Source organism: Streptococcus sp. HMSC072G04, assembly GCF_001813295.1.
In the GTDB taxonomy this organism is placed as follows: domain Bacteria; phylum Bacillota; class Bacilli; order Lactobacillales; family Streptococcaceae; genus Streptococcus.
Window position 1 is genome coordinate 56,582 of sequence record NZ_KV812021.1, and the last position, 20,375, is coordinate 76,956.

Annotated in this window: 23 protein-coding genes and 2 tRNA genes; all 25 read left to right on the forward strand. The window is 42.4% G+C overall.

Going from position 1 to position 20,375, the window contains the following annotated elements:
- Window positions 1–101 precede the first annotated feature (101 nt).
- A complete protein-coding gene (locus HMPREF2904_RS05495) occupies window positions 102–797 on the forward strand; it encodes a B3/B4 domain-containing protein (protein ID WP_070660795.1) in 696 nt (231 codons plus the stop codon).
- 173 nt (window positions 798–970) lie between these two features.
- The gene (locus HMPREF2904_RS05500; RefSeq protein WP_070660798.1) at window positions 971–2,584 is read left to right on the forward strand and encodes a CTP synthase; all 1,614 of its coding nucleotides are present in this window, start codon (window positions 971–973) and stop codon (window positions 2,582–2,584) included.
- Between the two features lie 124 nt (window positions 2,585–2,708).
- Window positions 2,709–2,794: transfer RNA gene (locus HMPREF2904_RS05505), tRNA-Leu, on the forward strand.
- Between the two features lie 80 nt (window positions 2,795–2,874).
- Window positions 2,875–3,327 carry a hypothetical protein gene (locus HMPREF2904_RS05510; RefSeq protein WP_070660802.1) on the forward strand — a complete coding sequence of 151 codons (453 nt, stop codon included), beginning with the start codon at window positions 2,875–2,877 and terminating at the stop codon, window positions 3,325–3,327.
- Window positions 3,328–3,519: 192 nt separating this feature from the next.
- Window positions 3,520–4,401 (forward strand): class II fructose-bisphosphate aldolase, encoded by an 882-nt coding sequence (locus tag HMPREF2904_RS05515; protein ID WP_003004573.1) that lies wholly within the window; start codon window positions 3,520–3,522, stop codon window positions 4,399–4,401.
- 84 nt (window positions 4,402–4,485) lie between these two features.
- Complete coding sequence (locus tag HMPREF2904_RS05520; protein ID WP_070660806.1) at window positions 4,486–5,424, forward strand: alpha/beta fold hydrolase; 939 nt, start codon at window positions 4,486–4,488, stop codon at window positions 5,422–5,424.
- 358 nt (window positions 5,425–5,782) lie between these two features.
- Window positions 5,783–6,775, forward strand: coding sequence for an ABC transporter ATP-binding protein (locus HMPREF2904_RS05525; protein ID WP_070660809.1), 993 nt, complete (start codon window positions 5,783–5,785; stop codon window positions 6,773–6,775).
- 1 nt (window position 6,776) lies between these two features.
- On the forward strand, window positions 6,777–7,595 hold the full coding sequence (locus tag HMPREF2904_RS05530) for an ABC transporter permease (RefSeq protein WP_003017344.1): 819 nt from the start codon (window positions 6,777–6,779) through the stop codon (window positions 7,593–7,595).
- A gap of 1 nt (window position 7,596) precedes the next feature.
- Entirely contained in the window at window positions 7,597–8,382 is a 786-nt protein-coding gene (locus HMPREF2904_RS05535) for an ABC transporter permease (protein ID WP_023919332.1), read from the forward strand.
- Window positions 8,383–8,420: 38 nt separating this feature from the next.
- Complete coding sequence (locus HMPREF2904_RS05540) at window positions 8,421–8,882, forward strand: GNAT family N-acetyltransferase (protein WP_023919330.1); 462 nt, start codon at window positions 8,421–8,423, stop codon at window positions 8,880–8,882.
- 46 nt (window positions 8,883–8,928) lie between these two features.
- Window positions 8,929–9,001 (forward strand) — tRNA-Thr (locus HMPREF2904_RS05545).
- A 197-nt stretch (window positions 9,002–9,198) separates the two neighbouring features.
- Complete coding sequence (locus tag HMPREF2904_RS05550; protein WP_070660812.1) at window positions 9,199–9,510, forward strand: LiaF transmembrane domain-containing protein; 312 nt, start codon at window positions 9,199–9,201, stop codon at window positions 9,508–9,510.
- A gap of 300 nt (window positions 9,511–9,810) precedes the next feature.
- Complete coding sequence (locus HMPREF2904_RS05555; RefSeq protein WP_003004160.1) at window positions 9,811–10,257, forward strand: LytTR family DNA-binding domain-containing protein; 447 nt, start codon at window positions 9,811–9,813, stop codon at window positions 10,255–10,257.
- Window positions 10,258–10,261: 4 nt separating this feature from the next.
- Window positions 10,262–10,957 (forward strand): LiaF transmembrane domain-containing protein, encoded by a 696-nt coding sequence (locus HMPREF2904_RS05560; RefSeq protein WP_045759126.1) that lies wholly within the window; start codon window positions 10,262–10,264, stop codon window positions 10,955–10,957.
- A 118-nt stretch (window positions 10,958–11,075) separates the two neighbouring features.
- Complete coding sequence (gene rpmB / locus HMPREF2904_RS05565) at window positions 11,076–11,264, forward strand: 50S ribosomal protein L28 (RefSeq protein ID WP_001140948.1); 189 nt, start codon at window positions 11,076–11,078, stop codon at window positions 11,262–11,264.
- 142 nt (window positions 11,265–11,406) lie between these two features.
- A complete protein-coding gene (locus HMPREF2904_RS05570; protein WP_003004393.1) occupies window positions 11,407–11,772 on the forward strand; it encodes an Asp23/Gls24 family envelope stress response protein in 366 nt (121 codons plus the stop codon).
- Window positions 11,773–11,774: 2 nt separating this feature from the next.
- Window positions 11,775–13,439 (forward strand): DAK2 domain-containing protein, encoded by a 1,665-nt coding sequence (locus HMPREF2904_RS05575; protein ID WP_070660815.1) that lies wholly within the window; start codon window positions 11,775–11,777, stop codon window positions 13,437–13,439.
- A 284-nt stretch (window positions 13,440–13,723) separates the two neighbouring features.
- Window positions 13,724–14,278: an SP0191 family lipoprotein gene (locus tag HMPREF2904_RS05580; RefSeq protein WP_070660818.1), complete on the forward strand. Its 555-nt coding sequence runs from the start codon at window positions 13,724–13,726 to the stop codon at window positions 14,276–14,278.
- 135 nt (window positions 14,279–14,413) lie between these two features.
- Window positions 14,414–14,605, forward strand: a complete 192-nt coding sequence (locus tag HMPREF2904_RS05585; protein ID WP_070660821.1) for a hypothetical protein — start codon at window positions 14,414–14,416, stop codon at window positions 14,603–14,605.
- 72 nt (window positions 14,606–14,677) lie between these two features.
- Window positions 14,678–15,595, forward strand: coding sequence for an ABC transporter ATP-binding protein (locus HMPREF2904_RS05590; RefSeq protein WP_070660824.1), 918 nt, complete (start codon window positions 14,678–14,680; stop codon window positions 15,593–15,595).
- Entirely contained in the window at window positions 15,564–16,304 is a 741-nt protein-coding gene (locus tag HMPREF2904_RS05595) for an ABC transporter permease (protein ID WP_070660828.1), read from the forward strand. Before HMPREF2904_RS05590 ends, HMPREF2904_RS05595 begins: the two co-directional genes overlap by 32 nt.
- Complete coding sequence (locus tag HMPREF2904_RS05600; protein ID WP_070660832.1) at window positions 16,301–17,398, forward strand: sensor histidine kinase; 1,098 nt, start codon at window positions 16,301–16,303, stop codon at window positions 17,396–17,398. Before HMPREF2904_RS05595 ends, HMPREF2904_RS05600 begins: the two co-directional genes overlap by 4 nt.
- Window position 17,399: 1 nt before the next feature.
- Complete coding sequence (locus HMPREF2904_RS05605) at window positions 17,400–17,999, forward strand: response regulator transcription factor (protein ID WP_070660835.1); 600 nt, start codon at window positions 17,400–17,402, stop codon at window positions 17,997–17,999.
- 188 nt (window positions 18,000–18,187) lie between these two features.
- Window positions 18,188–19,888, forward strand: a complete 1,701-nt coding sequence (locus tag HMPREF2904_RS05610) for an acetolactate synthase large subunit (RefSeq protein WP_070660838.1) — start codon at window positions 18,188–18,190, stop codon at window positions 19,886–19,888.
- Window positions 19,881–20,357, forward strand: coding sequence for an acetolactate synthase small subunit (gene ilvN, locus HMPREF2904_RS05615; protein WP_023919316.1), 477 nt, complete (start codon window positions 19,881–19,883; stop codon window positions 20,355–20,357). Before HMPREF2904_RS05610 ends, ilvN begins: the two co-directional genes overlap by 8 nt.
- Window positions 20,358–20,375 lie beyond the last annotated feature (18 nt).

Below are 20,375 nucleotides of genomic sequence, written 5' to 3' on the forward strand. Positions count from 1 at the left end.
GAATTACCGATTTCTGTCCCACTCTCTTTTTGATTGCATTGAAAAAAGTGGCGAAATGGCGTATGATAAACGTGTAAGGTTTCCCAATAGGAGGTGTTCAGATGGACTTTCGTTTAGATCAAAGTTTAGTAGCTCTTGGTATTGATACGGTTGTGGTCGGAATTGCTAGAAATGTGGACCCCCAAGCAGTTTTACCCCCTTCTTTTCTTGAAAAGAAGAAAGTAGTTGAACAATGGGCGCTCCAATGTCAGACAGAAGAAGTAGTGGCATCTCCTGTTATCAAAGGGTATACAGACCTCTTGCAAACAGTAGGGCGTAGCATCAAGAAAAATCCACCAACAGTCCTAGCTCTTATCCGAAACATCCAGCATCGAGGAGCTCTTCCTCAGATCAATAGCATCATCGATATCTATAATGTCGAATCGCTGAAGTCTTTTCTCGCGATCGGAGGACATGACCTAGATAAGATTGAGGGACCGATTGAATTTACAGTGAGTCAAAGAGACGATCTCTTTCTCCCTATCCTTTCTAGTGAAAAACATGTCGCACCGACAGATCCTGTCTACCGGGATCAAAAAGGAGTTCTGGCTTGGTTGGATGTACGCGATAGTGACCATTACAAATTTGAGGAGACTACGCAAAACGCCCTCTTTGTCATCCAAGGAAATACCGAGACGTCAGTCGAGATGCGTTTAGAAGCGCTAGAACGAATCCACAAGGACCTTGCTCTTTGCATGCCTCAGCTTCAATTTGAGAAATTTCTCGTCACACAAAATGGAGTGGAAAAGGTCGTGTAAACAGCGAAAATCATTTTCATGAAATTTTCAATTTGACAAAGTAATCCATTTGCGGTAAGATATTGTTCGGGCACCTCATTTTGAGGTCGGAGCTCCCTAAAGATTAGGGAGCTATTTTTGTTTTTTCTGCAAAGAGGAATGGCCTCTACAACATTAGAAGAAGAGGAAAGCACATGTCAACAAAATATATTTTTGTCACGGGTGGTGTCGTATCATCCATCGGGAAAGGGATTGTCGCAGCAAGTCTTGGTCGCTTGCTCAAAAATCGTGGATTGAAAGTGACGATCCAAAAATTTGACCCTTATATCAATATTGACCCAGGGACGATGAGCCCTTACCAACACGGGGAAGTATTTGTCACAGATGATGGCGCAGAGACAGACTTGGACCTTGGTCACTATGAACGCTTCATTGATATCAATCTGAATAAGTACTCAAATGTGACGACAGGGAAAATTTATAGCGAAGTCCTTCGCAAGGAACGTCGCGGAGAATACTTGGGCGCGACTGTACAGGTGATTCCTCATATTACAGATGCCTTGAAAGAAAAGATCAAACGAGCAGCGACGACGACGGATTCAGATGTCATCATCACAGAAGTCGGAGGAACAGTTGGAGATATTGAGTCCCTTCCATTCCTTGAAGCTCTTCGTCAAATGAAGGCAGATGTCGGTGCTGAAAATGTTATGTATATCCACACCACCCTTCTTCCTTACTTGAAAGCTGCGGGAGAAATGAAAACCAAGCCGACGCAACACTCTGTGAAAGAACTTCGTGGTCTTGGGATTCAACCAAATATGTTGGTCATCCGTACAGAAAAGCCAGCTGGTCAAGGAATTAAGAACAAGTTGGCTCAATTCTGTGATGTGGCACCAGAAGCTGTCATCGAGTCACTTGATGTGGAGCACTTGTACCAAATCCCATTGAACTTGCAAGCACAAAATATGGACCAAATCGTTTGTGACCATTTGAAATTGGATGTTCCTGCAGCAGATATGACAGAATGGTCTGCGATGGTCGACAAGGTCATGAACCTCAAGAAGCAGGTCAAGATTTCCTTGGTTGGAAAATACGTAGAATTGCAAGATGCCTACATTTCTGTCGTTGAGGCCTTGAAGCACTCAGGGTACGCCAACGATGCAGAAGTCAAGATTAATTGGGTCAATGCCAATGATGTGACAGCTGAAAATGTGGCAGAACTCCTTGGAGATGCGGATGGAATCATCGTCCCAGGTGGTTTTGGTCAACGGGGAACAGAAGGAAAAATTCAAGCCATCAAGTATGCGCGTGAACAGGACGTCCCAATGTTGGGTGTCTGCTTGGGTATGCAGTTAACCTGTATCGAATTTGCCCGTCACGTTTTAGGCTTGGAAGGGGCCCATTCATCCGAATTGGATCCAGAAACCAAGTATCCGATTATCGATATCATGCGGGACCAAATCGATGTGGAAGATATGGGAGGAACGCTCCGTCTCGGTCTTTACCCATCTAAACTCAAACGAGGATCAAAAGCAGCCGCTGCCTATGACAATCAAGAAGTGGTACAACGTCGCCACCGTCACCGTTATGAGTTTAACAATGCTTTCCGTGAACAGTTCGAAGAAGCAGGATTTGTCTTCTCAGGCGTTTCACCAGACAACCGTTTGGTCGAAATCGTTGAAATCCCAGAAAACAAATTCTTTGTTGCTTGCCAATACCACCCAGAATTGTCAAGCCGTCCAAACCGCCCAGAAGGACTTTACACAGCCTTTATCACAGCGGCAGTTGAAAACCACGATAGCAAATAAAAATCAAGGGAGCAGGTCGAAGGACCTGCTCCCTTTTTGTGAAAAAATGACAAACTCTGAAAAAAGTTTGAAAAAAATCTTGACAAAAAAGTCGTTGATTGATATACTAGTAAAGTACTCAATCGCGGGGATGGCGGAATTGGCAGACGCGCAGGACTAAGGATCCTGTGACCGCTTTAGGTCGTGAGGGTTCAAGTCCCTCTCTCCGCATCGGATCAAGATAGCTTCGGCTATCTTTTTTTGTTTTCAAATCTCTTTGTGGTAGAATGGGTGTGAGATGAGGTGAGAACATGAAGAAAAAGGATCTGGTTTTGGTCGATGGCCTCTTTGCACTATTGGGAAGTGCCATTAATTTTTTCGGTCCTATCCTAATTTTAGCGATGGCGATAGGCGCATACAAGGATACTTTTAGATATTTTATTGCCTTAAACATATGGAATGTTTTCATTTTTTTAGTGGCGATTGCTTCTAAGTATCTGCTCAGAGAAGAGAAAAGGATGAAAAGATGGATTCCCAATCTCTTTCAGATAGCAGGCTTTATTCTCTTTCTTGCGTCAATCCTTGCAGTGTTTGAGAATATTCCCTTTCTTGAGGGAGTGCTAAACGGACTTCTTGGGAAAATGTTTACCGACAGTCAGTTATTTGCTGCTTATTTCTATTCTCAATGGGTCGCAGGTGGACTCCTTGTGATTTGCGGGATTGGCTTTCTCCTTTCATTAAAAAATTTTAAAGAGAAGGATTGAAAGGGGGCATAAACTCCCTTTTTTTGCTTTTTGAAAGGGATGGAAGTCATAGGAGGGAGAGGGTTCCTCCTCATTTATTGGAAGAAATCGCTTAAAGGCACAGGAAAAACTAGCAATTTCATCTAAAAAGTGATAAAATAAACAATGTAAGTGGGATTAACCCCACAAAAATTTATAGGAGGCCTATAACAAATGGCAATCGTTTCAGCAGAAAAATTTGTCCAAGCAGCTCGTGACAATGGTTATGCAGTTGGTGGATTTAACACAAACAACCTTGAGTGGACTCAAGCTATCTTGCGTGCAGCAGAAGCTAAGAAAGCTCCAGTACTTATCCAAACTTCTATGGGTGCTGCTAAATACATGGGTGGTTACAAAGTATGTAAAGCCCTTATTGAAAACCTTGTAGAATCAATGGGTATTACTGTACCAGTTGCTATTCACCTTGACCATGGTCACTACGACGATGCTCTTGAATGTATCGAAGCTGGTTACACTTCAATCATGTTTGACGGTTCACACCTTCCAGTTGAAGAAAACCTTAAATTGGCGAAAGATGTCGTTGAAAAAGCTCATGCTAAAGGTATCTCAGTAGAAGCTGAAGTTGGTACTATCGGTGGTGAAGAAGACGGTATCATCGGTGACGGTGAATTGGCACCAATCGAAGACGCTAAAGCAATGGTTGCTACAGGAATCGACTTCTTGGCTGCAGGTATTGGTAACATCCACGGTCCTTACCCAGCAAACTGGAAAGGTCTTCACCTTGACCACTTGCAAAAATTGACTGAAGCTGTTCCAGGATTCCCAATCGTATTGCACGGTGGATCAGGTATCCCTGATGATCAAATCCAAGCAGCTATCAAACTTGGTGTTGCAAAAGTTAACGTGAACACTGAATGCCAAATCGCATTTGCAAATGCTACTCGTCAATTCGTACGTGAATACGATGCAAACGAAGCAGAATACGACAAGAAGAAACTCTTCGACCCACGTAAATTCTTGAAACCAGGTTTCGAAGCAATTACTGCAGCTGTTGAAGAACGTATCGACGTATTCGGTTCAGAAGGCAAAGCTTAATTAAAAACAGGAAAGCAAGGTCCCATGTGGATCTTGTTTTTTTGTATGGGAAAGGTTGCTTCCAGAGGTTAATTTTTGTACAATATGGCTATGAAAAAATTCAAACTGTGGAGCTGGATCATTTGTGGCTTTTTCCTGCTCTTTTTAGGTGCTACATTTATTTTTCATCAATTCAGTTTACGAAATGAAAGTAAGCTTCTCACACCCATTGGTAAACAAGTTACAGTCAATGGACATCGAATGAATGTCTCTGTTAAAGGAGAAGGACCTGAAACAATCGTTTTTCTTTCCGGTGCAGGTATCGCCTCTCCTATTTTAGACTTTAAGAATCTATCAGATTCCCTATCCAAAAAATACAAAGTTGTTGTCGTGGAGCGAGCAGGATATGGTTTTAGCCAAGATAGTGATCGTTCAAGAGATGTGATGGAGGTCCTTTCTGAGACCCGTCAAGCTTTGGTGCAAGCTCATGTTTCAGGACCTTATGTGATTGTTTCGCATTCAATGGCTAGTTTAGAGAGTCTTGCTTGGCAAGAGAAATATCCAAATGAAGTGAAGGCTTTGATTGGCCTGGATTGGGCCTTGCCAGCGAGTTATGAAGATTTAAAAGAACACCCAACTCTCATAACCTTAGTCTATTGGACGAGTAAGATTGGCCTGCTCCGTTATTTCCCAGAGTCCTTTTATATAAAAAATCCAACTCTGACTGAAACTGAACGACAACAATATAAATTACTAGCATATAAGCAGTTGATGTCACAAGCCATGCTTCATGAATCCCGTTTGGCAAAGGAAAATGCCAAGAAAGTTCCATCTAGCATTAATCCGAAAATTCCAGCCTTACTCCTGGTTTCTAACGGTGAAGGCACGACATTTAGCCAATCAGAGTGGCAACGTTATGCAGAGAGATTTGCAAGCGACCAGTCTAATGTTCAAGTCGACTATATAGATGCGCCTCACGACCTCTATCATTATCAAAGCGATGCTATTGTTTCTCGCATTAAAGAATTTTTAGAGAATAATTGAGGGCTTAAAAATCCATTGAGACTGATGATAATAATTAAATGCTGAAGGATTAACAGTAGAATCGTTAATTTTCTCGATTAAAAAATTCTTTTTCTTAACAATAAGCCTGCCCCTAAGGGCAGGTTTTTTGGTGTCTTAAGGAAACTATTTAACAGAATTTTTGATTAAAAGTTTCATTTTAAGAGAGAAATCTCTAATTTTATAATCTATAAGCAAACGCTTGCATTCCTTTTTTTATTAGATTATAATAGGTTGGTATAAAGCCTTCTGTAATAATATTTAGAAAGTGTAGAAAGTAAGGATTTAGAATATTTGTGGTCAAAAATACAATGTTGCTTCTTACGATAGGGAGATAGATATGGCAATGATAGAAGTACAACATCTTCGGAAAAATTTTGTGAAGACAGTTAAGGAGCCGGGGTTAAAGGGAGCCTTGCGCTCCTTTATTCATCCTGAAAAGCAGACCTTTGAAGCGGTCAAGGATTTAACTTTTGAAGTTCCAAAAGGGCAGATTTTAGGATTTATCGGGGCAAATGGTGCTGGGAAGTCAACCACCATCAAAATGCTGACAGGAATTTTGAAGCCCACATCTGGCTTTTGTCGGATTAACGGCAAGATTCCGCAGGATAATCGCCAAGATTATGTCAAGGATATTGGAGTCGTTTTCGGACAACGCACCCAGTTATGGTGGGATTTGGCTCTGCAAGAGACCTACACGGTTTTGAAAGAGATCTATGATGTACCGGACTCGCTTTTCCATAAGCGCATGGACTTTTTGAATGAAGTTTTGGATTTGAAGGAATTTATCAAGGATCCTGTGCGGACTCTTTCACTAGGTCAACGGATGCGGGCGGATATTGCGGCTTCCTTGCTTCACAATCCCAAAGTTCTCTTTTTAGATGAACCGACTATTGGTTTGGATGTGTCGGTCAAGGACAACATTCGTCGGGCCATTACCCAGATTAATCAGGAGGAAGAGACAACTATTCTCTTGACTACTCATGATTTGAGTGATATTGAGCAACTCTGTGATCGGATTTTTATGATTGATAAGGGGCAAGAGATTTTTGATGGAACGGTTAGCCAGCTCAAGGAGACCTTTGGAAAGATGAAGACTCTCTCCTTTGACCTGACGCCAGGTCAAAATCATCTCGTCTCTCATTATGAGGGCTTGCCTGATATGTCCATTGATAGACAAGGAAATACTCTCAATATTGAATTCGATAGTTCCCGCTACCAGTCGGCCGATATTATCAAGCAAACCTTATCTGATTTTGAGATCCGTGATTTGAAGATGGTAGATACGGATATTGAAGATATTATCCGTCGCTTCTATCGAAAGGAGCTCTAAGATGGTCAAATTGTGGAGACGTTATAAACCCTTTATCAATGCAGGGATTCAGGAGTTGATTAGCTATCGAGTCAACTTTATTCTTTATCGGATTGGCGATGTCATGGGTGCTTTTGTGGCTTTTTATCTATGGAAGGCTGTCTTTGATTCCTCCCAGGAGCCTTTGATTCAGGGCTTCAGTATGGCGGATATCACCCTCTACATCATCATGAGTTTTGTGACTAATCTTCTGACTAGGTCGGATTCTTCCTTTATGATTGGTGATGAGGTCAAGGATGGTTCCATTATCATGCGCTTGTTGCGACCAGTGCATTTTGCGGCTTCTTACCTCTTTACGGAGCTTGGTTCCAAGTGGTTGATTTTTATCTCTGTTGGACTGCCATTTTTAAGTGTCATTGTTTTGATGAAAATCTTATCTGGGCAAGGGATTGTAGAAGTGCTGGGACTAACTACCCTTTATCTCTTTAGCTTAACCCTGGCTTATCTGATTAACTTTTTCTTTAATATTTGCTTTGGATTTTCAGCCTTTGTATTTAAAAATTTATGGGGTTCCAACCTACTTAAGACTTCCATAGTGGCCTTTATGTCTGGGAGTTTGATCCCCTTGGCTTTCTTTCCAAAGGTCATTTCAGATATTCTGTCCTTCTTACCTTTCTCATCCTTAATTTACACTCCGGTCATGATTATTGTTGGAAAATACGATGCTAGTCAGATTCTTCAAGCACTTTTGCTTCAGCTTTTCTGGCTTATAGTGATGGTGGGCTTGTCTCAGTTGATTTGGAAACGAGTCCAGTCATTTATCACCATTCAGGGAGGTTAGTATGAAAAAATATCAACGCATGCATCTGATTTTTATCAGACAGTATATCAAGCAAATCATGGAATACAAGGTAGATTTTGTGGTTGGTGTGTTGGGAGTCTTTCTGACTCAAGGCCTGAACCTCTTGTTTCTCAATGTCATCTTTCAACACATTCCCTCCCTAGAAGGTTGGACTTTTCAAGAAATTGCCTTTATCTATGGATTTTCCTTAATTCCAAAGGGACTAGATCATCTCTTTTTTGACAATCTCTGGGCTTTAGGTCAACGACTAGTTCGAAAAGGGGAGTTTGACAAGTATCTGACTCGTCCTATCAATCCTCTCTTTCACATCCTCGTTGAGACCTTTCAGATTGATGCCTTGGGTGAACTCTTGGTCGGTGGCATTCTATTAGGAACAACAGTAACTAGCATCTCTTGGACTCTTCCAAAATTCCTGATTTTTCTAGTCTGTATTCCTTTTGCGACCTTGATTTACACTTCTTTAAAAATCGCGACAGCTAGCATCGCTTTTTGGACCAAGCAGTCAGGTGCCATGATTTACATTTTCTATATGTTTAATGATTTTGCCAAGTATCCTATTTCTATTTACAATTCGCTCCTTCGTTGGTTAATTAGCTTTATTGTACCTTTCGCCTTTACGGCCTACTATCCTGCCAGCTATTTCTTGCAGGACAAGGATGGACTCTTTAATATTGGTGGTTTGATTCTGATTTCCCTTGTTTTCTTTGTTATTTCCCTCAAACTTTGGGATAGGGGATTGGATGCTTACGAAAGTGCTGGTTCGTAAGAGGTAAAGTAAGACTAAAATCAAGAAAGGAACTTATGATGTTTGTAATTAAAGAAGTCAAGGGTGAAGATCAAAAAATGGCAGTTGTCGCTGAGATTTTAAGGGATTTGCCAGAATGGTTTGGAATACCAGAAAGCACGCAAGCCTACATTGAAGGAGCTAAGGATTTACGAGTTTGGGCTGCTTATCAAGAAAGTGATGTAGTAGGGTTTATAAGTTTATCATATTCGAGTGAAGATTGTGCTGAAATTGACTGTCTAGGCGTGAAAAAATCATTCCAAGGTCAAGGAATTGGAAGGAAATTAATTACGACTATAGAAAGAGAAGCAGTCAAACAAGTGGACTACCTACAGGTCAAAACAGTCGCAGAAGGTTCAAATAAAGATTATGACCGAACAAATGTCTTTTATCGCAGTCTTGGTTTTAAAAAATTAGAGATTTTTCCGCAACTATGGGATCCACAGAATCCATGTCAGATTCTGATTAAAAAGATCAACTAAAAGTGCTTGACATCCGCTATCAGAGTGCTATACTAAGAAGGTAATCGCCGATTTAGCTCAGTTGGTAGAGCAACGCACTCGTAACGCGTAGGTCACAGGTTCGATCCCTGCAATCGGCATAGAAAAAATCTGCTTTGAAGGAGCGAGACGATGAATAATGGTGATCACATATTCGTTCGGTCTCGCTCCTTCTTTTGACCACATAGGCGCCATTTTTGACCACTTAGTCAAAAGTCCTTGTCTCCGTAGGACCTCTCTGCTATCATAGAATCATCAAAGGAAGAAATACTTCCGAATAATCAAAATGAGGTATATGATGAAAAAATTACTTGGACTTTCATTGATTCTTGCTGCTCTTGCAGTTGTGATAATGGGAATGGTTGGCTTTCCAAAGATCGATGTGAATATCTGGCCCCTATTTCCTGTTCTCTTATTTGCATTCTTTACACTTGAAAATCTCTTGAAAAAAGATTACAAGGCAAGTGTTATCTGCGCCTTGATCGCGCTGATGATCGCAAATGCGATTTACGATCTCTTGCCGGTCTCAAATGGTTTAGTTATCACAGCAGGTGTGCTCGCTTGCGTAGGTCTTAGTTTTCTTTTACCGGACAAGGAAAGCAATAAATAAAGAAAGGAGGCTGGGATAAAAGTCCTAGCCTCTCAATTGTCTTTGGATTGTCGAGCAAGACGCAGTGGTTGAGTGGGCTCTACTACGCTGATTTCATCAGATTTTACAGCCCTACTCAACTGTGCGGAGGTGGGACGACGAAATCGAATTCTAACGAATTACCGATTTCTGTCCCACTCTCTTTTTTACTTCTCAAATACGACCTCTTGATGGGGAAAATGTGCCACTTACTGAAAAGTCCTTGTTTTGTTTTCAACAGCTGTTATAATGGTACTATCAAAACGTTGGGAAAGGAGTTTTATGAAAGTTAGAATCGAATTGGATCCATCTATGGACGAGCCTGAGATCTTGATTCGAGCTCCGCGCTTGACCCCGGAGTTGACCCAGCTGCAAGAGAGAATCCTGGAACAAAAAGTCGCTCCTTTAGCCTTCTACAAGGATCGAAGTGAGTATTTTCTAGATGTGGCATCGATCCTCTTTTTTGAGACGGATGGGGAGAAGATTTTTGGGCACACCAAGGACGAGGCCTATGAGGTCAAGCAGAAGCTCTATGAGTTGGAGGAGCTGCTTCCCATCGCCTTTTGTCGGATATCCAAATCCACCATTGTCAACGCGAAGCAGATCTACTCTCTGGAAAAGTCTTTTTCAGGGACCAGCACGGTCAATTTCTACCAGACCCATAAGCAGGTTCATGTATCTAGACGCTACTATCAACTCTTAAAAGAACGACTAAATGAAATGAGGTAATATCATGAGAAAAAAATTAATTGGAGTATTCTTAATCCTTTTAGCAGCCTTAATCCTCTTACAAGGCTATTTTGTAAAATGGGACATCAGCATCTGGACCTTGGCTTGGGTTACCTTGCTTGCCGTTCTGTCCCTCTCTAGTTTCTTAAAACGCCATTTTGGTTGGGGCTTCATCTATGGACTTTTAGCCCTCTTTTGTCTCAATGGGCAATACCATTTCCTTCCGGTGTCCAATTCAGTTGTCATCCTCTCCTCAATTCTCGCTGTGATTGGGCTCAACATTTTGTTCAAACCCTCTAAGAAAACAAAAGCCCGCCTAGCTTCCTATTCTGCTGGGTCCATGAGTAAGTCGGATGGCAATGACATCGATGTCACTTTTTCAACAGTGACAAAATATCTCAATGATCAACACTTCACCCACGGAAGTGCAGATGTGAGTATGGGAGAAGCTTCGGTTTATTTTGACAATTGCCGTATTGAAGGTCCTTCTGCTCAGTTTGTTGTCGATGTTTCCCTTGGAAGTTTGAGCCTCTATGTACCAAGTGATTGGCGGGTCCATGTTCATGTGGATAATTCCCTCTCGGCGATCCAACATCAGGAAAACCCAAGTGCTCTGACAAGCAAGGATTTCTACATTACGGGCGATGTTTCCTTAGGAAATCTGGAAATTATCTATGTCGGAGCGAATTCGTTTTCTTAAATCTGAAATGAAAAACTTTGGCCAAAAGCTTGCCAAGAGAGATTTTTTTTGGTAATATAGTACGGTATGTGGTGCTAGCACATCCGTTATATTAGATCTAATAGGAGGAAACACAGAAATGGCTAAAGTATGTTATTTCACAGGTCGTAAGACTGTATCAGGTAACAACCGTTCACACGCTATGAACCAAACAAAACGTGCCGTAAAACCAAACCTTCAAAAAGTAACTGTCCTTATCGATGGTAAACCTAAAAAAGTTTGGGCTTCAGCTCGTGCATTGAAATCTGGTAAAGTAGAACGCGTTTAATAAAGAATATAGAACCTCATAGAGGTTCTTTTCTTTTTCTCTAGAGACAGCTGTCACAGCGGGAGAAGAATAGTCCCTACCCTTTTACAGTTGACCTCTTTTATGGTAAAATAAAATATAAAATACTTTTGAGGTAGAAATTATGACAGTAAAAATCAATACAAAGGACGGTCAAATTGAATTGACTGATGAGGTTATCGCAACTGTTGTAGGCGGTGCCGCTACTGAGATCTTCGGTGTGGTTGGAATGGCCAGCAAAAATGCGATCAAAGATAATTTCCAAGCCCTCCTAGGGAAAGAAAACTTCTCTAAAGGTGTTGTTGTCAAAACAACGGAAGCAGGAACTATCGCAGTTGATGTTTACACTGTTTTGAGCTATGGAACAAAGATTAGCGAAGTCTCAAAAAATATTCAAGAACGTGTGAAATTTAGTTTGGAAAATCAACTTGGAATCACTACGGATACTGTGAATGTCTATATTCAAAATATCAAGATTGTGGGAGAATAATCGTGGCTAATATTACTACAAGTTTATTTCAAGAAATGGTTCAAGCGGGGGCTACGCGCTTAAATAAACAAGCGGAATATGTAAACTCTTTGAACGTCTTTCCTGTGCCAGATGGGGATACAGGAACCAATATGGGAATGACCATCGAAAATGGGGCCAAAGAAGTATCTGACCGTTCTGCATCAACTGTTGGAGAAGCAGCAGGGATCTTCGCTAAAGGTCTCTTGATGGGGGCGCGTGGGAACTCAGGAGTCATCACTTCTCAATTGTTCCGCGGATTTTCTCAAAGTGTCAAAGACAAAGAAGAATTGGATGGAGCAGCACTTGCAGCAGCCTTCCAATCTGGGGTAGAAGTTGCTTATAAAGCCGTTATGAAGCCAGTTGAAGGGACTATTTTGACGGTTTCTCGTGGGGCAGCCATCGGGGCCAAGAAAAAAGCAGAATCTACCAATGATGCAGTAGAAGTTATGCGTGCCGCTCTTGAAGGAGCTAAAACAGCTCTTGCGAAGACTCCAGATATGTTGCCAGTCTTGAAAGAAGTTGGCGTGGTAGACTCTGGTGGTCAAGGGTTGGTCTTCATCTATGAAGGATTCTTGTCAGCCTTGACAGGTGAATTCATCGCTTCTGAAGAGTTCCAAGCAACACCTGCAACCATGTCAGAAATGATTAATGCAGAACACCACAAGTCAGTCGCTGGCCATGTGGCTACTGAAGACATCAAATTTGGTTACTGTACAGAAATCATGGTCGCTTTGAAACAAGGTCCAACCTATGTCAAAGACTTCGATTATGATGAATTCCGTAACTATTTGAACAACCTTGGGGATTCCCTATTAGTGGTGAATGACGATGAGATTGTCAAAGTTCACGTCCATACAGAAGATCCAGGTCTTGTCATGCAAGAAGGTCTTAAGTACGGAAGCTTGGTCAAGGTGAAAGTCGACAACATGCGTAACCAACACGAAGCGCAAGTTGAGAAAGAAGAGCGCCAAGCTAAACCGGTTGAAGAAAAAGAATATGCCATCATTGCAGTCGTTGCGGGTGACGGATTGGCTGATATCTTTAAAGCGCAAGGGGTGGATTACATCATCTCTGGCGGTCAAACCATGAACCCATCAACAGAAGACTTTGTTAAAGCTGTTGGAGAGTTGAATGCGCGCAACATCATTATCTTGCCAAACAACAAAAATATCTTGATGGCCGCTCAATCTGCAGCAGAAGTGATTGATCAACCAGCAGCAGTTGTAGAGACCAAGACCATCCCTCAAGGATTGACCAGTCTTCTTGCCTTTGATGAAAGCAAATCGATCGAAGAAAACTACGAACGCATGAGCGCTTCATTGGGCGATGTTGTGTCTGGTAGCGTGACAACAGCGGTTCGCGATACCACTATCGACGGCCTTGAAATCCATGAAAATGACAATCTTGGAATGGTCGATGGTAAGATCGTCGTTTCAAACCCAGATATGATGGAAACCTTGGAAGAAACATTCGCTCATATGTTGGACGAAGATAGTGAAATTGTGACCATCTATGTCGGTGAAGACGGCAGTGAGGAGTTGGCAAACGAATTAGCTCAAGCTCTTGCTGAGAAGTATGAGGATGTAGAAGTGGAAATCCACCAAGGTGGCCAACCAGTCTACCCATACTTGTTTAGTGTAGAATAATTGAACAGAAGGTTCCTTTCGGAACCTTTTTTTGTATATAGAAAAACGAGGAGATTCCCTATGAAATCAGCGTGATTCAGAGGGATTGAGACTGAAGTGAACCCTCCACTGAGGCTTTATTCGTGAGAAAAAGGAGTTTCTGCAAAAAGTCTCACATTCATCAGATTTTTATTCAAATTGAAGAGCTTGAAAAGAGGGGGAAATGCTTTGAGCAGTGGAGTTTTTAGACAAGAAAGACGCGATATGTTATACTGGTATCAGTATGTGAAAGGAGAGTTATAAAAATGAAGAAATTTTTTGTAACCCTTGGGCTAGCCATTTTGGTATTGACTGGTTGTTCGCAATCCCAAACAAAGAAAACTACAACCGCTAGCTCATCTAGCAGTTCCTCTGTTAAAAAAGAAGTAAAAAATGAAGAAAAAACCACAACCTTAGTAGGAGATATCAATGGAACAAAACACCGGGATATCATCAAGTCTAAGGGAGATAAGGTTGAAAACCTTCGCATCGAAGTGACGGCCGATCTGCCCCAACAACTTGGGACCATCGCAGCAGAGAAGTCGCCTGAAGAACTCACAGCAGCCATTCAAGCTTTGCTGGAGCAAAATGAAGACTACAAGAAGCTGAAAACCGTTCCTGGTTTTAGCTTGGAGTATAGCGTTACACCAGAGAAGAAATTGCTCTCAACCAGTGTGATTGACCTCAACCAAATTGATGCCAAGTCTCTAGAAGAAATTTCTTACTTCAAAGATGCTGGTCTCAATGATTTGAAAAATATGAAGGCAGATGCCTTGGTCAAGGCCTTGAAATTGCATGGCATGAAAGAAGAAGGCCAGTAAGAAGAATAGAAAAAGTCGAGTGAAGTCACTTGGCTTTTTTTAGTGACTTTTGTCATGTGAGCGAGTGACAAAATTATCTAGTGGCTGTTATTTTCTTTCGCTATAATATAGTCAGAAAGTAAGAGGTAAGGAAAAATGAAACAATGGTTCTATAAAGTGTTTACGTTAACAGTGGTGGGGATGGTCGTCTATTTGATCTTTTCAAAGGATGATAGTCTTTATTACCATTTTCCTTGGGAATTATTTGCTGGGATTGGCATCATGAGCTGGGTGGTCCAGGAAGTTTTGAAAATGGTCAAGGCGGTTAAAAAGGAAATAGAGCAGTGAAAAAAACGGGAGTGACCTTGGTTGTTTTTGTCATCATTCCAGCTAGCCAAGCCTGCTTGAAAGGAGAGTATCATGAGCGTCATTAGAGTAGAGAACTTGAAAAAAAGCATCAAAGGAAAAGTCATTTTAGAAGATCTTTCTTTTGCGGTTGAACGGGGGGATTGTCTGGCCTTAATCGGGCCAAACGGAGCTGGGAAAACAACCTTGATGAACTGTCTTCTGGGAGATATGAAAGTGACTTCTGGAATCATTGAAGTAGAGGGGAAGGCTCCTGGTCATCCTCGATTAAAGGCTAGTGTCTCCTATCTCCCTCAAGAGAATGCTATCGTTCAAAAGTTAACCGTGCAAGAACTGATCAACTTCTTTCGCTCTATTTATCCCAACCCCTTAACAGGGGAAGAAATTGATGATCTATTGCGTTTTACTCCAGAACAAAAGAAGCAATTAGCCAGTAAGCTGTCTGGTGGGCAAAAGCGTCTCTTATCCTTTGTGTTGACCTTGATTGGTTGTCCGAGTCTTTTGTTTTTGGACGAGCCAACTGCTGGAATGGATACGTCCACCCGCCAACGCTTTTGGGAGATCGTCGGGCATTTAAAGGAAGAAGGCGTGACCATTGTCTATTCTTCGCATTACATCGAGGAAGTAGAACATACAGCTGATCGGATCCTGGTCTTGCATCAGGGCCATTTGCTTCGGGATACGACACCTCTCGCTATGAGAAGCGAAGAGGTAGAAAAACATTTCACTCTACCTCTACGCTACCAAGCTCTAGTGGCAGAGATGGAAGGTATTGGTGAAGTGGTCATTAAACCCGATGCCCTTCAGGTTGTGACACGGGATGCCAATCGTTTGTGGACTCGATTACAAGAAGAAGGATGTTCGATCCAAGAAATCGAAGTAAGCAATCGAAGTTTATTGGATTCTATTTTTGAAAATACAAAGGAAGTAGGTAGAGAAGATGAAACGCATGAAAGCTCTCGGCGTGGTTGAGTGGCATTTGACTAGACGCCAAGCCATTTATTACTTGTTATCAATTGGGATGCCCACGGCCTTTTATCTCTTCTTTTCAGGGATGTACCAGGACACGCCAGGGGCACCCGCTCACTTTATGAGGGATTATCTTTTGTCCATGACGGCTTTTTCTATGATGTCTACGGCTATCTTTTCTTTTCCAACCGTTCTTGAAACCGATCGACTCAATAATTGGCAAAAAGTCTTGCGCCATACCCCCGTATCTATGGTAGAATATTATCTAATAAAGGTTGTGGGTCTCTTTGTCGATTTTCTCCTATCGATTGGAGTTGTCTTTACCGTAGGCCATGTGGTGCGGCATGTGAATATGCCCCTGCAGGATTGGATCTTAGGAGCCTTCCTTCTCATCCTAGGAAGCCTAGCGTTTGTGGCTCTCGGTCTGGTCTTGACCCTGCTTCCTTCTAGTCAATTGATGTCTGTTGTAGGTAATCTCCTTTACATGGGACTGGCTGTCATGGGAGGGCTATGGATGCCGATTAGTCTCTTTCCAGAATGGATGCAAGCCATCGGCAAATGCTTACCAACCTATCAATTGATGGAACTGATTAAGACCTTTTTAAACAAGGGACAGGTTAATGTCTTTGCGAGTGTCTATTTAACCTTGTTTACCCTGGTCTTGTTTGCCCTTGTTATCATCTATCGTCGTCATTCTGAGGTTCGTTCATGATTGAAAAACTCAAACATATTCACCATATGTTTTACGTAGGCTTAATCTTTATGGCCTTTCCCTTTGCTTCTATTTTCTTAGGGCAGATTCCCTGGTGGCATTTCTTTTTAGCCATCTTCTTTATGATAAGCTATCTAGGAATCCTCATTACTGAAAATAAGAAACTGACCTGGCTTTTTTGGATTTATCTTCTACTTTATATTGCAGGAAATACCTTTTTTGTTGGAACTAGCTTTTGTTGGTTTTACTATTATCTGAGCAATATTTTGCTCTATCGTTTAGGGATTCGCGATTTTCGCTCGCCCTTTCTTTGGACGGCTGTTGGATCACTACTGATCCTTTTTGGAGCCCTGTTATTTAATAGGGAGATGAGAGAAAATGATTGGCTTTTTGTACTGATCATCTGCTTGTTCATCGCGATTATGACCTATAGTATGGCCCGGGCTGAGATGATGGAAGAGTTGAAAGCTGACCATGCCAAGCAAAATGCCCAGATCAATCTTTTGCTGGCAGAAAACGAGCGCCATCGGATTGGCCGTGATCTGCATGACAGTCTAGGACACACCTTTGCCATGCTCAGTGTCAAGGCGGACCTAGCTGATCAATTCTTAGCATTGGGTCAGGTTGAGAAGGCTAAGGAGCAGGTGCAAGAGATTCAAGCCATCAGTCAAGAGTCCATGCACCAAGTCCGAGAGATTGTCGAGAACTTGAAGCAGCGAACCCTGGCAAGAGAGCTAGAAACCGTCAAGCAAATGCTGGAAGTGGCGCAAGTAAAAGTGGAGATTCAAAATGAGCTTGATACAGCCAGCATCTCGCCGATTCTAGAATCTGCTCTGGCTATGGTATCTCTGGAATTAGCTACCAATATGATCAAACACGCCAAAGCGACGCAGGCTCTTCTCTCTTATCGCTCCACCGAGACAGGAGTGGAAATGGTCGCAGAAGACAATGGCATCGGCTTTGACAAAGTTTCCGACAAGGACCTGCACTCGATTCGCGAACGGATTGCCTTGTTGGGAGGAGAGCTGGAGATCAGTCATCAACACAAGCCGACCCGGATAGAAATACGGATCCCCTATCAAGAAAGGAAATAAGATGCGCTTATTAGTTGCTGAAGACCAAAGTATGTTGCGCGATGCTCTCTGCCAGCTCTTGCTCCTGCAAGAGGATGTGGAAGATGTCTTGCAGGCTGGCGATGGACAAGAGGCCATTCGTTTACTCGAAACACATCCAGTCGATATTGCGATTTTAGATATCGAAATGCCCATCAAAACAGGGTTAGAAGTGTTGGAATGGGCTAAAAGTCAACAACCCCAGATCAAGGTCGTCATCGTTACCACCTTTAAGCGGCCGGGCTATTTCGAGCGGGCCCTCAAGGCTGGAGTCGATGCCTATGTCTTAAAAGAACGCCGCATCACGGATTTGATGGCGACTCTTCATACAGTATTAGCAGGGCAAAAAGAATATTCTCCTGAATTAATGGAAGGGATCTTGACCCATCCCAATCCTCTAAGCCCTCAAGAAAAGGCAGTTTTAAAAGAAGTCGCAAAAGGGGCTTCTAACCAAGAAATTGCTGATCGTTTATTCCTCTCAAACGGGACCATCCGCAATTATATGTCAGCCATTCTGACCAAGTTGGATGCGGAAAACCGGACCGAGGCAGCAAAGATCGCCCAAGAAAAGGGTTGGTTATAAGGAAGAAAAGTTTCTAGGATTTCCTAGAGACTTTTTTTCTGATAGACGTAGCATTTTTAGAAAAACTCTCATTCTTCGGATTTGAATAGAAAATTCAGAAAATTTACTATTTTTCCTTGAAATATTTTCTAAAAATGGTATGATAGTAGCATGCTAATTTGATATACAAAGTACTGGAAAGGAGAGACATGGAGAAAATTACCTTAGAAACTGCGAAAACCGGTTCAGAACTTGTCCTTGAAACCCTGCGTGATTTGGGAATCGATACAATTTTTGGTTATCCTGGTGGAGCCGTTTTGCCTTTATACGATGCTATCTATAGCTTTGAAGGTATCAAGCATATTCTTGGACGACACGAACAAGGATGTTTGCATGAAGCTGAAGGCTATGCCAAATCAACTGGGAAGTTGGGTGTCGCAGTCGTCACGAGTGGACCGGGGGCTACCAATGCTATTACAGGGATTGCGGATGCCATGAGCGACAGTGTGCCTTTATTGGTCTTTACTGGTCAAGTCAATCGCGCTGGAATCGGGAAAGACGCCTTCCAAGAAGCGGATATTGTGGGAATTACCATGCCCATTACCAAGTACAATTATCAAGTACGTGAGACGGCAGACCTTCCGCGGATTATTACAGAAGCTGTCCATATCGCGACTACAGGTCGTCCAGGTCCTGTCGTCATTGACCTACCGAAAGACGTCTCTGCTATAGAGACAGATTTCATCTATGAACCAAGTGTGAAGCTTCCAAGCTATCAGCCAACCATTGAACCAAATGAATTGCAAATCAAAAAGATTTTGAAGCAATTGAGTAAGGCTAAAAAACCAGTTCTTCTTGCTGGTGGTGGAGTGAGTTACGCTGGAGCCGCAAAAGAGTTGATTGCTCTAGCAGAGCGCTATCAGATTCCAGTAGTGACCAGTCTGTTAGGTCAAGGAACGATTGCAACCAGTCATCCTCTTTTCCTAGGGATGGGAGGAATGCATGGATCCTTCGCGGCCAATATCGCTATGACAGAGACGGATTTCATGATCAGTGTTGGTTGTCGATTTGACGACCGTTTGACAGGGAATCCAAAGACTTTCGCTAAAAATGCTAAGGTTGCCCATATCGACATTGATCCTGCAGAGATTGGGAAGATCATTGCTATCGACATTCCTGTGGTTGGCGATGCAAAGAAAGCCTTGCAACAGTTGCTAGCAGAGCCAACGGTTCATAACAACACTGAAAAGTGGATCGAAAAGGTGACCCAAGATAAGAACCGGGTTCGTTCTTACGATAAGAAGGAACGGGTTGTGCAACCACAAGCTGTGATTGAACGCATTGGAGAGTTGACCAAGGGGGACGCTATTGTCGTCACAGACGTTGGACAACACCAAATGTGGGCAGCTCAATACTATCCTTACCAAAATGAGCGCCAATTGGTAACATCTGGTGGTCTAGGAACGATGGGATTTGGTGTTCCTGCAGCTATCGGAGCGAAAATTGCCAATCCAGATAAAGAAGTTGTTCTCTTTGTCGGAGATGGTGGTTTCCAAATGACCAACCAAGAATTGGCGATCTTAAATATTTATAAGGTTCCGATCAAGGTCGTTATGCTCAACAACCACTCGCTTGGAATGGTCCGTCAATGGCAAGAAGCCTTCTATGATGGTCGGACGTCAGAGTCAGTCTTTGATAGTCTTCCGGATTTCCAATTGATGGCGCAAGCTTACGGGATCAAGAATTATAAATTTGATAATCCTGATACTCTGGAGAAGGATTTGGAAGTCATCACAGAAGATGTACCAATGTTCATCGAAGTAGACATTTCTCGGAAAGAGCATGTCTTACCGATGGTACCAGCTGGTAAGAGTAATCATGAGATGTTGGGGGTGAAGTTTAATGCGTAGAATGTTAACAGCCAAACTTCAAAACCGATCAGGTGTTCTGAACCGCTTTACTGGAGTCCTGTCGAGACGTCAAGTCAATATCGAAAGCATCTCTGTTGGTGCAACAGAAAACCCTAATGTATCGCGGATTACCATTATCATTGATGTTGCTTCGCATGATGAAGTAGAGCAAATCATCAAACAGCTCAACCGTCAGATTGATGTGATTCGCATTCGTGATATCACTGACAAACCACACTTGGAGCGCGAAGTGATCCTGGTGAAAGTTTCTGCACCAGCTGAGAAGCGGGCAGAAATCTTGGCCATTATTCAACCTTTCCGTGCGACCGTGGTCGATGTGGCCCCAAGCTCTATCACCGTTCAAATGACGGGAAATGCAGAAAAGAGCGAAGCCCTCATTCGTGTTATTCGACCTTATGGGATTAAAAATATCGCTCGTACCGGTGCAACCGGTTTTACTCGAGATTAATTCTCGCCTTAACATTGT